This is a genomic window from Streptomyces sp. NPDC111520, assembly GCF_055635295.1.
Genome location: NZ_JBVKBW010000006.1, coordinates 481928 through 501075, shown reverse-complemented (window position 1 = coordinate 501075; position 19148 = coordinate 481928). Strand labels below are relative to the sequence as shown.

General features: G+C 74.5%; 16 protein-coding genes. All 16 read left to right on the top strand.

Annotation, left to right across the window (positions count from 1 at the left end; translation table 11 throughout):
- The first annotated feature begins 16 nt into the window (after positions 1–16).
- The 16 genes from ACZ7MY_RS17195 (at position 17) to ACZ7MY_RS17120 (ending at position 18985) form a co-directional block, all read left to right on the top strand.
- Complete coding sequence (locus ACZ7MY_RS17195; RefSeq protein ID WP_499602623.1) at positions 17–787, top strand: 4'-phosphopantetheinyl transferase family protein; 771 nt, start codon at positions 17–19, stop codon at positions 785–787.
- The gene (locus ACZ7MY_RS17190; RefSeq protein WP_499602620.1) at positions 784–5112 is read left to right on the top strand and encodes a non-ribosomal peptide synthetase; all 4329 of its coding nucleotides are present in this window, start codon (positions 784–786) and stop codon (positions 5110–5112) included. Before ACZ7MY_RS17195 ends, ACZ7MY_RS17190 begins: the two co-directional genes overlap by 4 nt.
- Positions 5109–5369, top strand: a complete 261-nt coding sequence (locus tag ACZ7MY_RS17185; RefSeq protein ID WP_499602618.1) for an acyl carrier protein — start codon at positions 5109–5111, stop codon at positions 5367–5369. Before ACZ7MY_RS17190 ends, ACZ7MY_RS17185 begins: the two co-directional genes overlap by 4 nt.
- Complete coding sequence (locus ACZ7MY_RS17180) at positions 5366–6112, top strand: thioesterase II family protein (RefSeq protein ID WP_499602616.1); 747 nt, start codon at positions 5366–5368, stop codon at positions 6110–6112. The genes ACZ7MY_RS17185 and ACZ7MY_RS17180 overlap by 4 nt, the downstream gene beginning before the upstream one ends.
- A complete protein-coding gene (locus ACZ7MY_RS17175) occupies positions 6106–6711 on the top strand; it encodes a LysE family translocator (RefSeq protein WP_499602614.1) in 606 nt (201 codons plus the stop codon). The genes ACZ7MY_RS17180 and ACZ7MY_RS17175 overlap by 7 nt, the downstream gene beginning before the upstream one ends.
- A 292-nt stretch (positions 6712–7003) precedes the next feature.
- On the top strand, positions 7004–7192 hold the full coding sequence (locus tag ACZ7MY_RS17170) for a lysine biosynthesis protein LysW (protein ID WP_499602613.1): 189 nt from the start codon (positions 7004–7006) through the stop codon (positions 7190–7192).
- Positions 7189–8079, top strand: a complete 891-nt coding sequence (locus ACZ7MY_RS17165) for a RimK family alpha-L-glutamate ligase (RefSeq protein ID WP_499602611.1) — start codon at positions 7189–7191, stop codon at positions 8077–8079. The genes ACZ7MY_RS17170 and ACZ7MY_RS17165 overlap by 4 nt, the downstream gene beginning before the upstream one ends.
- Before the next feature lie 26 nt (positions 8080–8105).
- Complete coding sequence (locus ACZ7MY_RS17160; RefSeq protein WP_499602609.1) at positions 8106–8741, top strand: degT/DnrJ/EryC1/StrS aminotransferase; 636 nt, start codon at positions 8106–8108, stop codon at positions 8739–8741.
- Positions 8738–10057: a DegT/DnrJ/EryC1/StrS aminotransferase family protein gene (locus ACZ7MY_RS17155; protein WP_499602608.1), complete on the top strand. Its 1320-nt coding sequence runs from the start codon at positions 8738–8740 to the stop codon at positions 10055–10057. Before ACZ7MY_RS17160 ends, ACZ7MY_RS17155 begins: the two co-directional genes overlap by 4 nt.
- Positions 10050–11114: an N-acetyl-gamma-glutamyl-phosphate reductase gene (argC, locus tag ACZ7MY_RS17150; RefSeq protein ID WP_499602607.1), complete on the top strand. Its 1065-nt coding sequence runs from the start codon at positions 10050–10052 to the stop codon at positions 11112–11114. The genes ACZ7MY_RS17155 and argC overlap by 8 nt, the downstream gene beginning before the upstream one ends.
- Positions 11111–12973, top strand: a complete 1863-nt coding sequence (locus ACZ7MY_RS17145; RefSeq protein WP_499602606.1) for a M20/M25/M40 family metallo-hydrolase — start codon at positions 11111–11113, stop codon at positions 12971–12973. The genes argC and ACZ7MY_RS17145 overlap by 4 nt, the downstream gene beginning before the upstream one ends.
- A complete protein-coding gene (locus ACZ7MY_RS17140) occupies positions 12970–13782 on the top strand; it encodes a thiamine pyrophosphate-binding protein (RefSeq protein WP_499602604.1) in 813 nt (270 codons plus the stop codon). The genes ACZ7MY_RS17145 and ACZ7MY_RS17140 overlap by 4 nt, the downstream gene beginning before the upstream one ends.
- 451 nt (positions 13783–14233) lie before the next feature.
- Positions 14234–15178 carry a transketolase family protein gene (locus ACZ7MY_RS17135; RefSeq protein WP_499602603.1) on the top strand — a complete coding sequence of 315 codons (945 nt, stop codon included), beginning with the start codon at positions 14234–14236 and terminating at the stop codon, positions 15176–15178.
- Entirely contained in the window at positions 15166–16419 is a 1254-nt protein-coding gene (locus ACZ7MY_RS17130; protein WP_499602601.1) for an ATP-grasp domain-containing protein, read from the top strand. The genes ACZ7MY_RS17135 and ACZ7MY_RS17130 overlap by 13 nt, the downstream gene beginning before the upstream one ends.
- Positions 16416–17765 (top strand): hydrolase, encoded by a 1350-nt coding sequence (locus ACZ7MY_RS17125; RefSeq protein ID WP_499602599.1) that lies wholly within the window; start codon positions 16416–16418, stop codon positions 17763–17765. The genes ACZ7MY_RS17130 and ACZ7MY_RS17125 overlap by 4 nt, the downstream gene beginning before the upstream one ends.
- On the top strand, positions 17762–18985 hold the full coding sequence (locus ACZ7MY_RS17120) for an MFS transporter (RefSeq protein WP_499602597.1): 1224 nt from the start codon (positions 17762–17764) through the stop codon (positions 18983–18985). The genes ACZ7MY_RS17125 and ACZ7MY_RS17120 overlap by 4 nt, the downstream gene beginning before the upstream one ends.
- Positions 18986–19148: the final 163 nt, after the last annotated feature.

The window sequence follows — 19148 nt, the reverse complement described above, 5'->3', positions numbered from 1 at the left end:
GATGGAGGCAGTGCTCATGGACACCGCGGTACCGTCCGCCGACCCGCTCGCCGACAGCGCCGACGTGTGGCTGCTGGCCGAGGAGGACGTGGACCGGTTCGCCGAGGCGACGGGCGGTCTGGAACTGCTGACCGACGAGGAGCGCGCCCGGCACGACCGGCTGCTGTTCCCCGCCGCCAGGCGCCGCTTCCTCGGCGCCCGGCTGCTGTCCCGTCAGGTCCTGTCGCTCTACACCGACGAGCCACCGGACTCGTGGCGCTTCCGCAAGGGCAAGTACGGCCGGCCCGTGGTCGACGGCGCCGACTGGGGCCTGGACTTCAACATCACCCACACCAACGGGCTGATCGCCGCCATCGTCGTGCGCGGCCGCACCGCGGGGGTGGACGCCGAGACCACCCCCGCCCGGCCCGAGGCGATGCAGTTCGCGCCGAAGGTCTTCACCCCGCTGGAGAACGAGGTGCTGCGGCGCGACCGCGAGGACCAGCGCGGTCACGCCTTCGCCGACTCCTGGGTCGCCAAGGAGGCGTACACCAAGGCCACCGGCATGGGCATGTGCCGGGGCTTCGACGCCTTCTCCGTGCACCGACTGCGCGACGGCGGCCTGGCCGTCGTCGACGACGAGATCCCCGAACCCGAGCGCCCCCTGTGGCAGGTGCAGGTGCTCCAGGTGTGGGACCGGTTCGCGCTCGGCGTGGCCATCCGCGCCAGCGAGGACGACCAGGGGCCGCTGCCGGTACGGCTGCGCTCCGCCATGGCAGAACTCCTCCCGGAGGGGACACCCCGATGACCGCGAACGACGACGCCAACGCCCCCTTCCCGCTGACCGAGATCCAGTATGCGTACTGGGTCGGCCGCGGCCCCAACTTCGTGCTCGGCAACGTCGCCCCGCACGCCTACTTCGAGCTGGAGGGCCGCCGCCTGGACCCGGCGCTGCTCTCCCGCGCCTGGACCCGGCTCGTCGCGCGGCACGGCATGCTGCGCTGCGTCGTCGGCCAGGACGGCCGGCAGCGCGTCCTGCCCGAGGTCCCCGCGTACGAGGTCCGCTGCACCGACCTGCGCGAGGCGCCGCCGGAGGAGGCGGAACGGCACCTGGCCGAGGTGCGCGAGCAGATGTCGCACCACGTCTACACCGCCGCCGACTGGCCGCTGTTCGACATCCGCATGTCCCGGCTGCCCGGCCACGACCGGCTGCACGTCAGCCTCGACCTGCTCATGGTCGACCTGGCCAGCATCACCGTGCTGTTCAGCGAGTGGGCGCAGCTGTGCCAGGACGAGGAGCGGGAGCTGCCGCCGGTCGAGGTGGGCTTCCGCGAGTACGCGCTCGCCCTGGAGCGCGGCGACGAGTCGCCGCGGCACCGCAGGTCCCGGGAGTACTGGACGGCGCGCGCCGCCACGCTGGCCCCGCCGCCCGACCTGCCGCTGGCGAAGTCGCCGGTCGCCGTCCACAAGCCGGTCTTCACGCACCGCGAGTTCCACCTGCCGCCGGAGGAGTGGAAGCGGCTGCAGGGGCGCTGCGAGGAGCGCGGCCTCACCCCGACCGCGCTGCTGGCCACCGTGTTCTCCGAGGTCCTGGCGATGTGGAGCGGCACCCGCCGGTTCACCCTCAACCTCACCCTCTTCAACCGGCTCCCGCTGGTGCTCGCCGGGGACGGTGCCGGGCACCGCGGCGTCCACCCCCATCTGCGCCGGGTGGTCGGCGACTTCACGTCCATCTGCCTGCTGGAGACGGACGCGGGCGGCGGCGTCCCGCTGGCCGAGCGCGTGGGCCGGCTCCAGCGGCAGCTGCGCAAGGACCTGCGGCACCGCCACGTCAGCGCCCTCCAGGCCCTGCGCGAACGCCGCCGCCTCGGCCTGCAGAACGGCTTCGAGACGATGCCGGTCGTCTTCACCAGCGGCCTGGGCACCGCCGCGGACGTCTCGTCGGCGATGGACCACTTCGGCTCCATCACGTACCGGATCAGCCAGACCCCGCAGGTCTGGCTCGACCACCAGGTCGTGGACATCACCGGGAGCCTGGACCTGACCTGGGACGCCGTCGAGGAGCTCTTCCCCGAGGGCATGCTCGACGACATGTTCGCGGCCTACACCGGCGCCGTGGCGCGGCTCGCCGCCGACGACTCCCCGTGGGACGAGGAGCTGGTGATCACCCTCCCCGCGCACCAGCTCGCCGCGCGGGAGGCCGCCAACGCCACCGAGGGCGAACTGCCGTCCGGGCTGCTGCACTCCGCGCTGCTCGACCGGGCCGCGCGGCACCCCGCGCGGCCCGCCGTGATCAGCGGCGGCGGCACCGTGACGTACGGTGAACTCGCCGCGTGGGCCGCCTCCGTCGCCGGCGCGCTCCCCGGCGGCGACCTGCGCGACCGCACCGTCGGCATCACCCTCGACAAGGGCCCCGCCCAGGTCGCCGCGGCACACGGGGTGCTCATGGCGGGCGGCGCCTACCTTCCGGTCGGGCCGCAACTGCCCGCCCTGCGCCGCGAGCGCATCCTCACCGACGCCGGGGCGGTCGCGGTCGTCACGGACACCGGGGTGGACGCCCGGCTGGAGTGGCCCGCCGGCCTGCCGCGCGTCCTCACCCGCCCGCCCGCCGGCACCGCCGCCGCGGACGCCGCCGCGCCGCACGGCCCGGCCGAGCCCGCCGACCTGGCGTACGTCCTCTACACCTCGGGCTCGACCGGCACCCCCAAGGGCGTGATGATCGAGCACCGGGCGGCCCTCAACACCGTCGTCGACATCAACGAGCGCTTCGGCATCGGCCCCTCGGACCGCCTCTTCGGCCTCGCCGACCTCGGCTTCGACCTGTCCGTGCACGACCTGTTCGGCACCTTCGCCGCGGGCGCCGCCCTGGTGCTGCCCGAGCCGGACCAGCGGGCCGAACCCGCGCACTGGGCGGAGGTGATGGCCGCGCACGGGGTGACGGTGTGGAACTCGGTGCCCGCGCAGATGCAGATGCTGGTGGAGCATCTGGAGGCCGTGGACGGCGGCGCGGACATCCCGCGGGACCTGCGGCTGGTGCTGCTCAGCGGCGACTGGATCCCCGTCGACCTGCCGGGTCGCATCCGGGCGCTGTGGCCGGACGCCCGGGTGGTCGGTCTGGGCGGCGCCACCGAGGTGTCGATCTGGTCGATCTTCCACCCGGTGGAGGAGGTCCCGGCGGGCGCGACGAGCGTGCCGTACGGCAAACCGCTGCGGAACCAGACCTTCCACGTCCTCGACGAGCGGTACGCGCCCTGCCCGGTGTGGACGGCCGGCGAGCTGTACATCGGCGGCCACGGCCTCGCGCGCGGCTACCGGGGCGACGCCGAGCGCACCGCCGCCGCCTTCGTCACCCACCCGGTCAGCGGCGAACGGCTCTACCGGACCGGTGACTTCGGCCGCTACCTGCCGGACGGCGCCATCGAGTTCCTGGGCCGCAGGGACGGTCAGGTCAAGATCAACGGGCACCGGGTGGAGCTGGGGGAGATCGAGGCGACCCTCGCCCGGCACCCGGGCGTGGACAGCGCGGTGGTGGTCAAGGCCGAGGGCGAGGCGGGCGCGGCACGGCTGCTGGGCTACGTCGTCCCGGCCAGGGACTCCGCCGGGGCCGGCGGGCTCTTCGTCACCGAACACGCCGACCCCGAGCGCGCCGGGGCCGACTGGCGGGCCCTGTGCTCCGCCGCCGAGGTCCCCGCCCCCGGCCCCTCCCCGCAGGAGTTGCGCACCGCCTGGGACGTGCTGGACGAGGTCTACGCGACCGCCGCCGGCACCGCCTTCCGCCGGCTGGGCCTGCCCGACAACGCCGCCGCGGGCGTCGCCCCCCGCTACGGGCGCTGGCTGGCCCGGGCCGCCGCGGCGCACCCGCCCGCCGCGGACGGCATCCCGGACGCGCTCGCCGCCCGCAGCCGCACCGTGCTGCGCGAGGTGCTCGGCATCCCCGAGGACGTCACCGACTGGATGCTCGCCCTCGCCGGGGACGTCGCCGGGGTCCTCACCCAGAGCGTGCACTCCGCCGAGCTGTACGCCTCCGACCGCACCCCCGGCGTCTACGAGCGGCTCTTCGGCCCGACGTACGCCGTCGCCACCGAGGCGGTGCGCCGCCTCGCCGCCGGGTGGCCGGACGACCGGCCGCTGCGCGTGCTGGAGGTCGGCGCGGGCTACGGCTCGCTCACCCGCCACCTGCTGCCGTTGCTGCCCGCCGGCCGCACGACGCCCACCGAGTACCTGTTCACCGACATCTCCCGCTACTTCACCGACCGGGCCCGCGAGGTCCTGGGCGCGCGGTACCCCTTCCTGCGCTGCGACCTGCTCGACCTGGACGCGCCCCCGCAGACCCAGGGCTTCGAGGACCACTCCGCCGACCTGATCGTCGCCGCGAGCGTGCTGCACGACACCCGCCACGTACGCCGTACGCTGCGCACCCTGCGGGGGTTGCTCGCGCCCGGCGGGACCCTGCTGATCGTCGAGCAGACCGCCTTCCACCCCTGGTTCGACCTGGTGATGGGGCTCCAGCAGGGCTTCGACACCTTCGAGGACACCGAGCTGCGCACCACGCACCCGCTGCTCGACCGCGCGCAGTGGGCGGCCGAACTCGCAGCCGCGGGCTTCACCGGCAGCGCCGTGCTCACACCCGCCGACGGCGGCCCCGGCTCGGTCGGCTTCGACGTCCTCGTGGCACGCGGCCCCGACCGGTGCGGCCGCTTCGCCCCCGACGCGCTGCGCGACTTCGCCGCCGGTCACCTGGCCGCCCACATGGTGCCGGCACAGCTGTTCGCCCTGCCGGAGCTGCCGCTCAGCGGCACCGGCAAGGTCGACCGCGCGGCGCTGGCGAAGGCCGGCGCCCGCACCGCCGCGCGCGGGCGGCCCGCGAAGCCGCCGCGCACCGACCGGCAGCGCAAGCTCGTCGAGATCTGGCGCGAGGTGCTCGGCCTCGGCAGCGCCGACCTCGCCGACGACTTCCTGGAGGCGGGCGGCGACTCGCTGCTGGCGGCCCGGCTGGTCGCCGGCCTGCGGACCGCTTTCGGGATCACCGTGCCCGTCGGCACGGTCCTGCAGTACACGACGGTGGAGGCGCTCGACGGCCACCTGGAGGGGCTGCTCGGCCCGTCCGAGCCGCTGACGGAGGAGACACGATGACGCACGAGCAGATGCGGGAGTGGATCGTCGCCTTCCTGGCGGAACTCCTGGACGTCGCGCCGCACGAGATCGACCCGGAACTGCCGCTGGACCAGCTGGGCTTCGACTCGGCCACCACCCTCGACCTGTGCGGGCGGCTGGAGGAGGAGCTCGGGATCGACACGACGCCCAAGGCGATCGCCGACCACCCGACGGCCGACGCCCTCGCGGCCCATCTCGTCGCCCGCCCGGCCGTCCTGGGGAGGCAGTCGCCGTGATCACCCGACTCTCGGCCCGCTGGCTGGTCAGCGGACCCGCCCGGCCCGGCGCCCCGAAGCTGTACTGCTTCGCCCACGGCGGCGGTTCCGCCGCCGAGTACGTCCGCTGGGCGCGCACCCTGACCGGCGCCGAACTGCACGCCGTACAACTGCCCGGACGCGGCTCGCGGTTCGGGGAACCCCCGCTGACCTCGATGGAGACCCTGGTCGAGGCGCTCGCCGGGCAGGTGGAGTTCGGCGCCCCGTACACGTTCTTCGGGCACAGCCTCGGCGCCCTGGTCGCGTACGAACTGACCTGCGCCCTGCGGGAGGCCGGCCACCTGCCGCCGGAGCGGCTGGTCCTGTCCGGCTTCCCGGCGCCCCACCTGCCGCGCACCTCTCGGGGGCTGCACCTGCTGCCGGACGACGAACTGCTGGCGGAGGTCTCCCGGCTGCACGGCGGCATCCCCCGGGAGGTGCTGGACGAGCCCGAGATGCGGGCGCTGGTCGCGGTGCCGCTGCGCGCGGACTACACGGTCGTGGAGACGTACCGGTGGCGGGACCGCCCGCCGCTGGACGTCCCGGTGACCGTCTTCGGCGGCCGCGACGACCGGGTCGGCGAGGACCGACTGGCGGCCTGGCAGGAGCTGACGACGGCCCCCGTGGACGTGCGCACCTTCCCCGGCGGCCACTTCTACCTGCGCGAGCACAACGCGGTCGTGCTCCGCGCGCTCGCCGCCCGGCTGCGGAGGCCGTCGTGCTGACCTTCGCCGCCGCCTCGCTCGTCCTCATCGTGATCCCCGGCCCCGACCAGGCGCTGATCACCAGGAACGCCCTGGCAGCGGGGCGGACGGGCGGGCTGCTGACGATGGTGGGCGGGGTGCTCGGGCTCGGGGTGCACATCGCCTCGGCCGCGCTCGGCGTCTCGGCACTGCTGACGGCCTCGACGGTCGCCTTCACGGTCCTGCGGACCGCGGGCGCGGGCTACCTGCTGTACCTGGGCTTCACCACCCTGCGCGCCGCCCGCCGCGCCGGCCCCGCGGAGCCTTCGGACGCCGGATCGCCGCCGGCCGGCGCGGCCCAGCTGCGGCAGGGCTTCCTGTCCAACTCGCTCAACCCGAAGGTCGCGCTGTTCTTCGTGACCTTCCTCCCGCAGTTCCTGCCCTCCCAGGGCAGCGCCCTGCCGCGCGCGCTCCTGCTCTCCCTCGTCTTCGCCGTGCTGTACGTGACCTGGTTCGGCGCCTACGTCCTGGTGGTCGACCGGGTCGGCGCGGTGCTGCGCCGGCCCCGGGTGCGGGCCCGCGTCGAGCGGGTCACCGGTCTGCTGCTCATCGGCTTCGCGCTGCGGCTCGCGGTGCACTGAACACGCGGTGCACTGAGCGCGCGGAGCACTGAGCGCGCGGTGCACTGAACACGCGGTGCACCGCGAGCGCCGTCCACGCCGTTCCGGACACGCGGTGATTTCCCCGTTCCCCATTGCGCGGGAACGGGAAATCCCGCGTGTCCGCATGCGTTCGGGACGGTCCGCTCCGTCATTGAGAATCCCGATGGCCGTATCAGGAGAAGGGCGCCGATCCGGCTGGACCACCGAGTTGTCGGCAGGGGATTCTGAAGTTGCTTTTTCCGCCCGGTAATTCAGTGGAAAGGAAAGAGAAATGACTGCTCCTGTCGCCGCGCTCCAGTGCCTGGTGTGCGACACGGACATCCCGGTCCAGCAGGACTGGCTGAGGGGCGAGATCACCGAGTGCGCGGCCTGCGGCCAGGAGCACGAGGTCGTCGAGAAGTCCGAGGCCGGCGCCCGCATCGAGCTCGCGCCCGAGGTCGAGGAGGACTGGGGCGAGTGACCGGGTCCGACGCCGGGTTCGAGGTGCTGCTGTCGGCCACCGTCCTGCGCCCCGACGAGAAACTCCTCCTGGAGGCGCTGCGTTCACGGGGGCTCGCCGTCCGCCCGGTCCTCCTGGAGGACCTGGCGGGTCTGGTCACGGGCCGCAAGAAACCGCCCGCCCTCGCGCTCATCCGCAATCTCTCGCACCGCGAGGCCGTCAATGTGGCGCGTCGGCTGGAATTCAGCGGAGTTCCCGCGCTGAATCGCGCGACGACGATCGAGACCTGCAACGACAAGGGCCTGCAGGCCCTCCTTTTCGGCCGCCACGGCGTACCGCACCCGGAGTCCTTCCACGCGTTCAGCTACGCGCAGGTCCGGGAGTCGGTCGGTCAGGTCGGTCTGCCCGCCGTCATCAAGCCGGTGAGCGGCTCCTGGGGCCGCGGCGTCTCCCGGATGACCAGCGGCGAGTGCGTCGAGGCCTGGATCGGCGGCCGGGAGTCCGCGGACGCCGCGGGCAAGCTCTTCCCCGTCCTCGTCCAGCGGTACGTCGACAAGCCCGGCCACGACCTGCGGGTCGTGGTCGTCGGCCGCACGCCCGTCGTCGCCATCCGGCGGGTCTCGCCGGACTGGCGCACCAACACCCACCTCGGTGCCGAGGTCGTACGGGTCCCGGTGACCCGCGAGATGGAGAAACGCTGCAGCCAGGTCGTGGACGTGCTCGGCGAAGGCTTCTACGGGGTCGACCTCGTCGAGGACCGCACCACCGGCGAGCTGATGGTCCTGGAGGTCAACGCGAACCCCGAGTTCGCCCGCTCCTCCGCCAAGCACGGCGTGGACGTGGCCGGCCACCTCGCGGACTACGTCGCCGAGACCTACCGGCCCGAGTCCGCCGCCCCCGCCGCGTAGCCGGCAGACGGAGGAGAACCCCACCCATGGAAGCGTTCGACACCGCCACGGTGCTCACCCGGGTCCTCACCTCGGGCGTCGTGATGAGCATCGAGAAGAGCGACCGGGAACTGCCCGGCCTGGAGCGGTTGCTCACCAAGCGCACCGGCCGGGCCAGGGCGGCGCTGTTCAACAGCCGCAGCGGCGCCCTGCACGGGGCGCTCGCCGGCCAGGACATCGGCCACGGAGACCGGGTCGCCGCCCGGCCCGGCGCCGGCGACCGGGAACGCGCGTTCCTGGACTGGCTGGGCGTCACCGCCGACGCCGCCGCCCCGGGCCCGGCCCCGTACGACCTGGTCGCACTCGACCCGGGCAACGCCCACGACCTGACCCGGCTGGCCGCCGCGGGCACCGCGCCGGTGCTCGTCGCCGACCTCACCGGCCTCGGCTTCGGCCCGGCCGCCGCGGTCCTCACCGACGACCCCGCCGTGTGGGCGCGCGCCGAACGCCTCAAGATCTTCGGCGCCTACGACCTGCGCACCATGTGGACGCAGGAGGAGGCCGACCCGCGGCTGGTGCCCGGCGTGCAGTTCAACTACCGGCTGAGCCCGCTCGTCGCCGCCTGCGTCCGGATGGCCCTCACCCAGGCCGCCCGGCCGGCCCTCTCGGGAGCTGACTCATGATCACCGACTTCCCCGCGGCCCCCCTGCCGCTGCCGCGACCCGGCGACGTGACCGCCGAACTGGCCGCCCTCGGCGGCGAGGCGATCATCCCCGGCAACCTGCGCCGCACCCTGTTCCCGGTCATCACCAAGGAGGACGTCTTCAACCTCCTGCTGGCCCAGCGGCAGGACCCGGACAAGGTCGTCGCCGACTTCGCCGAGGCCTACCGGTCCTACGTGGGCGCGGCGTTCGCCCTGCCCACCGCCAGCGGCACCTCCAGCCTCCACATGGCGCTGGTCGGCGCCGGGGTGCGGCCCGGCGACGAGGTGATCGTCCCGGCGTTCACCTTCATCGCCACCGCGCAGGCCGTCGTCGCCGCGCACGCGATCCCCGTCTTCGTCGACGTCGACCCGCGTACGTACTGCATGGACCCGGCCGCGGCCGAGGCCGCCGTCACCGAGCGCACCCGCGCCCTGATGCCCGTCCACGTCCACGGCCTCCCCGCCGACGTGGCCGCGCTGCGCGCCCTCGCCGACCGCCGCGGCCTCGCCCTGGTCGAGGACGCCTCGCACGCCCACTCCGCCCGCGTCGGCGACCGCGTCGCCGGCTCCATCGGGGACGCCGCAGGGCAGAGCCTCATGGCGGACAAGAACTTCCCGCTGGGCGGCGAGGGCGGCATCGCCTTCTTCGCCGAGCGGGAGTCCCACGACCGTGCCGCGGACTACCTGGAGCGGCACGGCATCGACTACGGCATGGCCTGGATCGCCGCCGCCTTCGGCGCGAGCCAGCTGCAGCGGCTCCCGTACTACGACGCGGTCCGCGCCCGCAACGCGGCGCTGCTCGGCGAGGCGCTGGCCGGCACCGGCCTGTTCACCCCGCCGTACGTGCCGGACGGCCACGTCCACGCCTACAACATGTACCGGGTCACCCTGCACCCCGAGGCGGTCGGCCTGGCGGACCTGCCCACGTACGCGGTCAAGGAGGCCGTGCACGAACTGCTGGTCGCCGAGGGCGTGCCCGCCCGCGAGTGGCAGAACACGCCCATCCCCTGCCACCTGCCCTTCGTCCACCGGGCCGGCTTCGGCGGCGGCCACCCCTTCACGCTCAACCCGGGCGCCGTGCGCGACCACACCCCGCAGGACTTCCCGGTGGTCCGGCACATGCTCGACACCACGCTCGTGCTCTGCCGCGAACTGCGCTCCCCGGTCGAGTACGAGCGCATCCTGCGCTACGCCGACGCCTTCGCCAAGGTGGCCCGGCGCCCCGACGCGATCCGCAAGCTCGTCCAGGAGGGCGACTTCCGCCGCCCCTACGAGAAGGCGGCCCGCCTTGGCTGACACCACACCCGGCACGGTCCGGGTCGCCGTCGTCGGGGCCAGCGGCTACAGCGGGGGAGAGGTCGTCCGGCTGCTGCTGGACCACCCCGGTGTGGAGCTCGCCTTCCTGTCCGCCGAGCGCGCCGCGGGCGCCGCGCTCGGCGCCGTCCACCCGTGGCTGCGCAACCACCCCCGCGCCGCCGGGCTGACCCTGCGCCCGCTGCGGGAACTCGCCGACGCCGGCACGGACGTCGACGTCGCCATCTGCTGCCTGCCCACCGGCACACTGCCCGGACTGCTGCCGCTGCTGTCCGGGCACGCCAAGCGGATCCTCAACGTCGCCGGCGACTTCCGGCTGCGCGACCCCGGCGAGATCCGCGCCCACTACCCGCGCACCGCCGAGCACCCGGCCGCCGAGGACTTCGCGTACTACGTCCCCGAGCTGTCCCCGGCACTCCCCGAGAGCCGCTTCGTCAACCTGCCCGGCTGCATGGCCGTCGCCTCCGTCTACGCCCTGCACCCGCTCTTCGCGGACGGGCTCGCGCTGCCCGAGGTCGTCGTCGACGCCAAGACCGGCTCCACCGGCGGCGGACGGGACAGCGGCGAGCACCCGGCGGAACGGGCCGGCAACTTCCGCATCCACAAGCCCTTCGGGCACCGGCACGCCCCCGAGATCCGGCAGGCCCTCGCCGACCTCACCGGCACCACGCCGGAACTGCGCTTCACCAGCCACAGCCTCGACGTGCCCCGCGGCATCCTCGTCACCGGCTACGCCCGGCTGCGCGAGGGCACGACCGGACTGGACGTCAAGCGCGCCTACGCCCGCGCCTACAAGGGCCGCCCCTTCGTCAAGGTGCGCCCCGCGCCCAGGGCGCCGCAGGACTTCCCGATGCTCAAGGCCGTCGTCGGCTCCAACGTCGCGGAGGTCGCCGTCGTCGTCAAGGACGACCAGGCCGTCGCCGTCGCCGCCCTGGACAACCTCGTCAAGGGCGCCGCGGGCCAGGCCGTCCAGGCCGTCAACCTGCTGTGCGGACTCGACGAGACCGCGGGCCTGCCCCGGACGGCGGTGGCGCCGTGACGGACCCGTACCGGCCCCTGTACGTCGTCAAGGTGGGCAGCGCCACCCTCGCCCGCGGCGCGATCCTGCACGAGCTGTCCGACCTCGTCGCGCGCGGCGCCCGCGTGCTGCTCGTGGCGGGCGGCGCGGTCGGCATCGAGCGGCACTACACCGCGATCGGGCGCGCCATGCCCGAACTGCGGCTCGCCGGCGGCGACACCGTGCGCTACTGCCCGCCCGAGGAGATGACGCACATCGTCGACGCCTACGAGCGGGTCACCCTGCCCGCGGTCGAGGCGGGCCTGCGCGACCTCGGACGCACCGTCCACACCACCGTCGCGGCCCGCGGCGGACTGGTCGGCGGGCGCGCCAACCGGCCGCTGAAGACCGTCACGCCCGAGGGCCGCAGCCGGGTCGTCCGCGACCACCGGGCGGGAGTCCCCGAGGACGTCGACACGAGGGCGCTGCGCGCGCTGCTCGACGCGTACGACGTGGTGTGCGTCTCGCCGCCGGTGCGCGACCGCGACGGGGGCGCCCCCCTCAACGTGGACGCCGACGTGCTGGCCGCCGCCCTCGCGCGCGCCCTCGACGCCGACCACCTCCGCCTGGTCACCGGCACCGCGGGGCTGCTCACCGACCCCGCCGACCCGGCGTCCACGCTCCGCCACGCCCACGCCGGCGAGGCCGCGCGGTACGCGGGCGGCCGCATGCGGCAGAAGGTCCGCGCCGCCGAACTCGCCCTCGACGGGACCGGGGACGTCGCCGTCACCGGCCCCCACACCCTGGCGGAGCCCGCGGGCTGGACCCGGTTCTGGCGCGCGGCGCCCCCCGCGGAGGACCTGACCCTGCTCAGCCGCGCCGCCGGCATCCCCTCCGTCTCCGGGGACGAGCACGAACTCGCCGCGTACCTGCGCGACTGGTGCGCCGACCACGGCGTCGACGCGCACCTCGACGCCGCGGGCAACCTCGTCGCCACCCGCGGCGACGGACCGCGCCGCCTGCTGCTCCTCGGCCACCTCGACACCGTGCCGCACCACTGGCCCGCCGGCTGGCGGGACGGCGAGCTCTCCGGCCGCGGCACCGTCGACGCCAAGGGGAGCCTCGCGGCCTTCCTGGAGGTGCTGGCCGCGGCCGACGTCCCACGCGACGGCCAACTGCGCGTCGTCGGCGCCGTCGAGGAGGAGGTCTCCTCCGCCAAGGGCGCCTTCCACGCCCGCGACCACTACCCCGCGGACGCCGTCGTCATCGGCGAACCCAGCGGCTCCGGCACCCTCACCCTCGGCTACTTCGGCCTGTTCAAGCTCCGCCTCACGGCCACCGCCGCCAGCGGCCACTCCGCGGGCATGGGCGCCGTCACCGCGCCCGACCTGCTGCTGCGCGCCGTGGCCGGCATCCGCGCCGCCGTCGCCGCCCACGCGCCCGACGCGCTCAGCGCCCTCATCGACGTCCGCACCCACGACGCGCGGGAGGCCCAGCGGGCCGTCGGCACGCTCAACTTCCGCGTCCCGCCGGACGCCGACCTCGCCACCGTCCGCAAGGCGGCGCTCGCGCTCGACGCCCCCGGCGACGGCCTCGCCGTCGAGGTGCTCCGCGCCACCCCGGGCGTCGCGGGCGGCCGCGCCACCACCGTGGCCGCGTCCTTCGGCCGGGCCTTCGCCAAGGCCGGCATCCGGCCCCGGCACGTCGTCAAGAAGGGCACCTCCGACATGAACACCCTCGCCACGACCTGGCACGGCGTCCCCATGGTCGCCTACGGGCCCGGCGACGCCGCCCTCGACCACACGGACGCCGAACGGCTCCCGGCCGACGAGTACCGCCGCGCCCGCGGCGTCCTCGCCGACGCCGTCCGCCACTGGTTCGCCTCCGGCGGTGCGGCATGACGCCCGCGACCGCCGTACGGGAGACCGCGCACGCGCCGCTCGCCGAACGGGCCCGCCGCGCCCGCGAACTCGTCGTCGACATGGCGGCGAGCCCCCGCGGCTGCCACCTGGGCGGGAGCCTGTCCGTCCTCGACATCCTCGTCGCCGCCCTCGACCACGCCACGACGGCCGGCGACGGCACCCAGGTCGTCCTGAGCAAGGGCCACGCCGCGGCCGGCCTGTACGCGGCGCTCCACGTCACCGGCGTGATCCCGGAGGACCCCGCGCCGCACTACGGCCTGGCCGGCCGGCCCTACACCGGCCACCCGGGCCCCAAGGTGCCCGGCGTGGTGTTCCCGACCGGCAGCCTGGGGCACGGCGTGGCCTACGCCGCGGGCTGGGCGCTCGCCCAGCGGCTCGGGGGCGGCACGGGCAAGGCGATCGCCGTCGCGGGGGACGGCGAACTCCAGGAGGGCCTGGTCTGGGAGACCTGCCAGGTCGCCGCCGCCCAGCGACTCGGCGGCCTCGTCCTCGTCGTGGACCGCAACGGCGGCCAGAACGACGGCATGGTGGCCGACATCTCGCCCCTGCCCCACCTCGCGGACCGCTTCGCGGCCTTCGGCTTCGACACCGCCGAGGTCGACGGCCACGACCTGGCCGCCCTGTCGGCCCTCTTCGCCGCCGACCGCCCGGCCGCCACCCGGCCCCTCGCGGTCGTCGCCAACACGGTCAAGGGCAAGGGCGTCCCACCCGTCGAGGGCAAGGCCGCCTCGCACTACGTGACGATCGACGCCGCGCGCGCCGCCAAGTGGAAGCGACTGATCCGATGACGCCCCCCACACCCCGCCCAGCCCCCCACGCCCCGTGCGCCCCGCCACGGCGGTCCGGGCCGCCCAGGCTCGGGCCCGTGGTGCTCGCCGCCGGGGACGGCGTTCCGTCCCTCCGGGCTGTCCGGTCCGGCAGAGGCCGTCCCGGTCGTCCCACGGGCCACGTCCGCGACCGTTCCCGGCGGTTGTCGGCCGGCGCGTTCCCGTCCGTGGTGCGCGCCGCAGCGGACGACGGCGTCCTGTGTCCGCGGGCCGCCCGGTCCGGTTGCGGCCGTCCCGCGGGCCACGTCCCGTGCGTTTCCCGGCGGTTGTCGGCCGGCGCGCTCTCCTCCGCGGTGCTCGCCGCCGGAGTCGGCAGCGGCCGCGCCGGTCACACTCCGGGCCTGCCCACGGGGTCGCCCGGGCGCGGGGGCGTCGTTGCCGTGCGTGCCGACGAAGGGAAGCGGGGGATCCGATGACGTTGTCCGGGCGCGACGCCTACCGCGCCGAACTGACCGCGCTCGCCGTCGAGGACGACCGGGTGCTGTGCCTGGAGGCCGACCTGGGCGGCAAGGGGCACCCGTTCCAGCAGGCCCACCCCGGGCGGTTCTTCAACCTGGGCATCGCCGAGGCCGCGATGGTCGACATGGCGGCCGGACTGGCGGCCGCCGGCTGGAAGCCGTTCGTGTCGACCTTCGCCCCGTTCGCAGCGCTGCGCGCCGCCGAGAGCCTGAAGCTGGCCCTCGGGTACCTGCGCGCCGGGGTCACCGTGGTCGCCCCGTACGCGGGCGTGTCCGGGGCCTGGTTCGGCACGACGCACCACTGCCTGGAGGACCTGGCCGTCCTGCGCAGCGTCCCCGGCGTGACGATCGCCGCGCCGTACGGGGAGGCCGAGATGCGCTCCGTGGTGCGGGCCGCGGTCCGCTCCGGCCGCCCGCACTACATCCGCACCGGCCGCAACGCCGCGTACGAGAGCCTGCGGGCGCCCGTCGCGGAGGGCGGCACCGTCACCTGGGAGCACCACGGCTCCGGTGCCGCCGGCGAGCCGTGCCTGGTCTCGGTCGGCGAGGAGGGGACCCGGCTGGCGCTGGCCGCCCGCGCGGAGCGCCCCGGCACCGCGCACGCGCACCTCACGTACCTGGACCACGCGCACCTCTCCCGCGCCGCCGCCGAACTCGCCCGCCACCACCGCCGCTTCGTCGTCGTCGAGGAGCACCGCACCGAGGGCGGCGTCGCCGAGGCCCTCGCCCTGCTGCTGCCCGCCTGCGAGGTCACCTCCGTGGCCGCCGGCCACGGCTGGCCGGCCGAGGGCGGCGACCACGGGGAGGTGATGGCCGCGCTCGGCCTCCACCTGCCCGCCGTGCTCCGCGCACTGAATCCGATCCCGCACCAACCGAGGGGGTTCTCATGCACGTACTGATGGTCGAGTGCAATCCGAACGGCGTCGCCGGCATCGCCAACGCCCTGTCCCTGGGCCACGAGGTGACCCTGGTCAGCGCCGACCCCGGCTTCTACCTCGCCGCGTCGCCGCTCGCCGAGCCGGCCTTCTCCCACCCGCGCTGCCGGGTGATCACCAGCGAGTCCGCCTTCTCCATCGACGCGCTGGAGCAGCTGGCGAAGGAGGTGAACGCGCAGAGCCCGGTGCACGGCGTGACGACCTACAGCGAGTACCACACCGTCCACACCGCCTCCGTGGCCCGCGCCCTCGGCCTGCCCGGGATGAGCGTGGAGGGCGCCCTCAACGCCCGCCACAAGCACCGCACCCGGCTCACCCTGGCCGGAACGGACGTGCGCCAGCCGCGCTTCGCGCACGCCCGCGCCCTGGACGAGGTGGAGGCCGCGATCCGCGAGGTGGGCTTCCCGTGCGTGGTCAAGCCCTCGGACGGCACCGCGAGCCTGCACGTCCTGCACCTCACCGGCGAGGAGGACCTGGCCGCCTACCTGGCCGACCTGGCGCAGGTCGCCGACTACGGGCGGGGCGTCACCCGCATCCCGGACGTCGTCGTCGAGGAGTTCGTCGAGGGCGAGCTGGTCTCCGTCGAGGCCGTGGTGCTGGCCGGCGGGGAGATCGTCAACCTCGGGATCACCGACCGCTGCCTGAGCGGCTTCCCGTACTTCATCGAGATGGGCGCGACCTACTTCCGCGGCCACCCGCTGCAGGACGAGCTGTTCGAGACGAACGAGAAGGCGCTGCGCGCCCTCGGCATCGACTTCGGCTTCATCCACGCCGAGTACATCCTCTCGGCCGACGGCCCGGTGCTCTGCGAGGTCAACGGCCGGCTGATCGGCGGCATCGTGCCGCAGCTGATGAAGATCTCCAGCGGGGTGGACCCCTACCTGGAGGTCATCCGCCAGGCGCTCGGCGAGACCCCGGAACTGCCCTTCCCCGGCACGGTCACCGCGAGCGGCCGCTGGTTCGGCTCGCCGGTCGAGGGCGTCCTGCGCACGGTGGACTTCACCGCCCTCAACGAGCGGCCGGGCTTCGTGGAGGCCCTGACCTACCGCGCTCCCGGCACCACGGTCGCGCGGCTGTCGAAGAGCAACTTCGACTGGCTGGGCCACGTGATCTTCACCGGCGCCGGCCGCGAGGAGGCCCGGGGCCGCTGCGAGTCGGCGCTGGACCGGATCGCCGTCGACCTCTCCGTCCAGGTCGCCCGGTGAGCGCGCTCCGGCGCGTCGCCGTCCCCCTCCTCGACCCGGAGACGCTGTACGACGTGGAGGTCGCGGAGGGGGTCTTCACCCGGATCGAGGCGGTCGCCGACCGGGACGTCCGGGCCGGCGGCGAGCCGGAGCTGTGGCCGGGCTTCGTCGAGGCGCACGCGCACCTGGCGCTGCCCGCCAACTTCGACGACTCCCTTGACGACGCGCGGATCTCGGCCCTGTCGTACCTCTTCCACGGCGTCACGCACGTCGTCGACATGTTCGGCTTCCCGCTGGTCGCCGACGCCTGGGAGGCCGGCCGCGCCACCTCCCCGGTGCCGTACCCGCGGCTGGCACACTGCGGCTACGCGGCCACGTCCATGCGCGACGGCGAGGGACTGACCGGGCACGGCGTGGAATTCCCCGCGCCGGTCTTCATGCTCGGCACCGGCGACGACCTGGAGCCGCTGATCACCGCGAACCGGGCACGCGGCGCGACCTTCCTCAAGGTCATGTTCACCGACGGCACCGAACAGCCCGGCACGGACCGGCGCTTCGCCCGGCTGCCGGGGCCCGTCCTGGAGCACGTCGCCCGGGTGGTCGGGGCGCACGGCCTGCCCGCGATCCTCGACTGCAACACCCGCGCGGAGGTCCTGCAGGCGTACGGCTACGGCTTCCGGCTCTTCGCCCACCCCGTGCGCGACCTGGAACTGACCGCGCAGGACTGGCGGGACCTGGAGGGGGCGCGCTTCGTCTCCACCCTCGGCGGGCTGTACCCGATGGTCATGGACCGGGAGGACTTCCTGCGCGAGTACGGCAGGCCCGGCTTCCGCGAGACCCAGGACCCGGCCAACCTCGACTTCGCCGCCGGCGTCGAGGAGCCCTTCGGCATCCGCTTCGGCTGCCAGGACACCCGTACCGCCGCGCTCGCCGCCATGCGCGCCAACAGCCTCGCGGCCCTGTCCCGCCGCCGCATGCTCGTCGGCACCGACTGCGGCAACACCGGCGCCTTCCACGGCTACAGCCTGCTCGGGGAGCTGGACCGGCTCGCCGGCGACGACCCGGGCGAGCGGGCCGCGCTGCGGCACGACCTGCTGCGCGCCGCCACCGTCGACAACCGGCTCTTCTTCGACGAGGTGTCCGGCTCGGCACCCTCGCCGGATCTTCTTCACGAAGGCGCCCCCGCGACCTTCAACCTGCTGCCGGCGGCCGCCAAGGGCGAACCGCCGTCCGCCCTGCCGGAACTCACCGTCGCGGCGGGCGTGGTCGTCGACCGCCAGGCCGTGGCACAGGAGATCAGGTCCCTGCGGGCGACCCCCACGGGAGGGAAGGTCGCCCTGCACCACGACGAGAGGTCGGACTCGTGAACGCAACGGCGAAAAGGACGCTCGCCGGTGTCTGCGTCGGCATCGCGCTGGCGCACGTCGGCAACTACATCTATTTCCCGCACCTCGTCTCCACCCTCGGGGTCGAGTACAGCGGCTTCTGGGCCGGGTTCGTGATGTTCCTGACCTACGTGGGCCGGCTGTCGTCCACGTTCTTCTACGAGGGGCTGGGCGTCCGCCTGGGCACCCGCGGCAGCGTCGTCGCGGGCATCGCCCTGGAGGCCGTCGCGCTCGGCCTGATGGGCTTCGCGGACGGGCTCGTGGCGTACGGCCTGTGCGCCTTCTTCGTCGGCTTCGGGTCGGGCATGTCCTTCCCGGGCCTGAAGAACATCCTCGGCGCGCTGCCCGAGGAGCACCGCACCAAGGCCTTCTCGTACTTCCAGATGGCCTGCCAGACCGGTGTCATCGCCGGCGCGGTCGTCGGCGGCCTGTTCCTGTGGGCCGACATGCGGGTGCTGTTCGGGGTGGTCTTCGCGCTCTTCGCGGGCTACTGCCTGGCCGCGGTCTTCGTCATCCCGCGCGACGGGGAGCGGGACCGGGCGGCCGCCGCGGCGACCCCGCTGGTCAACTTCGCCGTCCTGAAGGGCCTGAAGGCGGGCGCGGGCACGCGCTACTTCTTCCTGTCCAGCCTGTTCTGGATCATGTCCATCAGCTTCCTGGTCGGCATGCCGCTGTTCATGGAGGAGTACGTCAAGGGGCTGCCGGTCTCGGCGCCGTTCTGGATCAGCGGCATCACGCTGATGGCGCTGCAGTACCCGGCCTTCCGGTTCATGATCAAGCACTTCCGTCCGGGGCAGGTCATGGCGGTCGCGTTCGGCGCGATGGCGCTGGCGTTCGTCATGTTCGGCGCGGGGCGGAACGTGCTGTGGGTCGTGGCCGGCTGCTTCGTGGTGGTCTTCGGGGACATCCTCTTCACGCCCTCGTTCGACCTGTGGGTCACCAGGCGGATCCCGGCGGACCGGCTGGCGCGGGCGATGGGCGCCATGCACTTCTTCCGCAGCTTCGGCAACATGGCCGGCACGCTGGTCGCGGGCGCCCTGTTCGACCTGGCCCGCAACACCGGTGTCCCCGGGCTCAACTGGTACCTCACCGCCGCCCTCGCGGTCGTCTGCGCCGTGGTCAGCCTCGGCGTCTCGGCCCGCGAGCGCACCGCCGAACCCGAGCCCGACACGGCCCCGGCCCCCGCGGCCTCGGCCGCCTGACGTACGTACGCACCCGGCCCGGACGCGGCGCCCCGCGCGCCGCTGTCCAGGTGCGGCCAGACCGCTTGCTGACAGCGGGTGCGGCTTGCCCGAAAACCCCCGCGCCGGGTTGCATGGAATACGCACCCGTCGAAAGACCGGCGATTTCCGGACGGAGGAATCC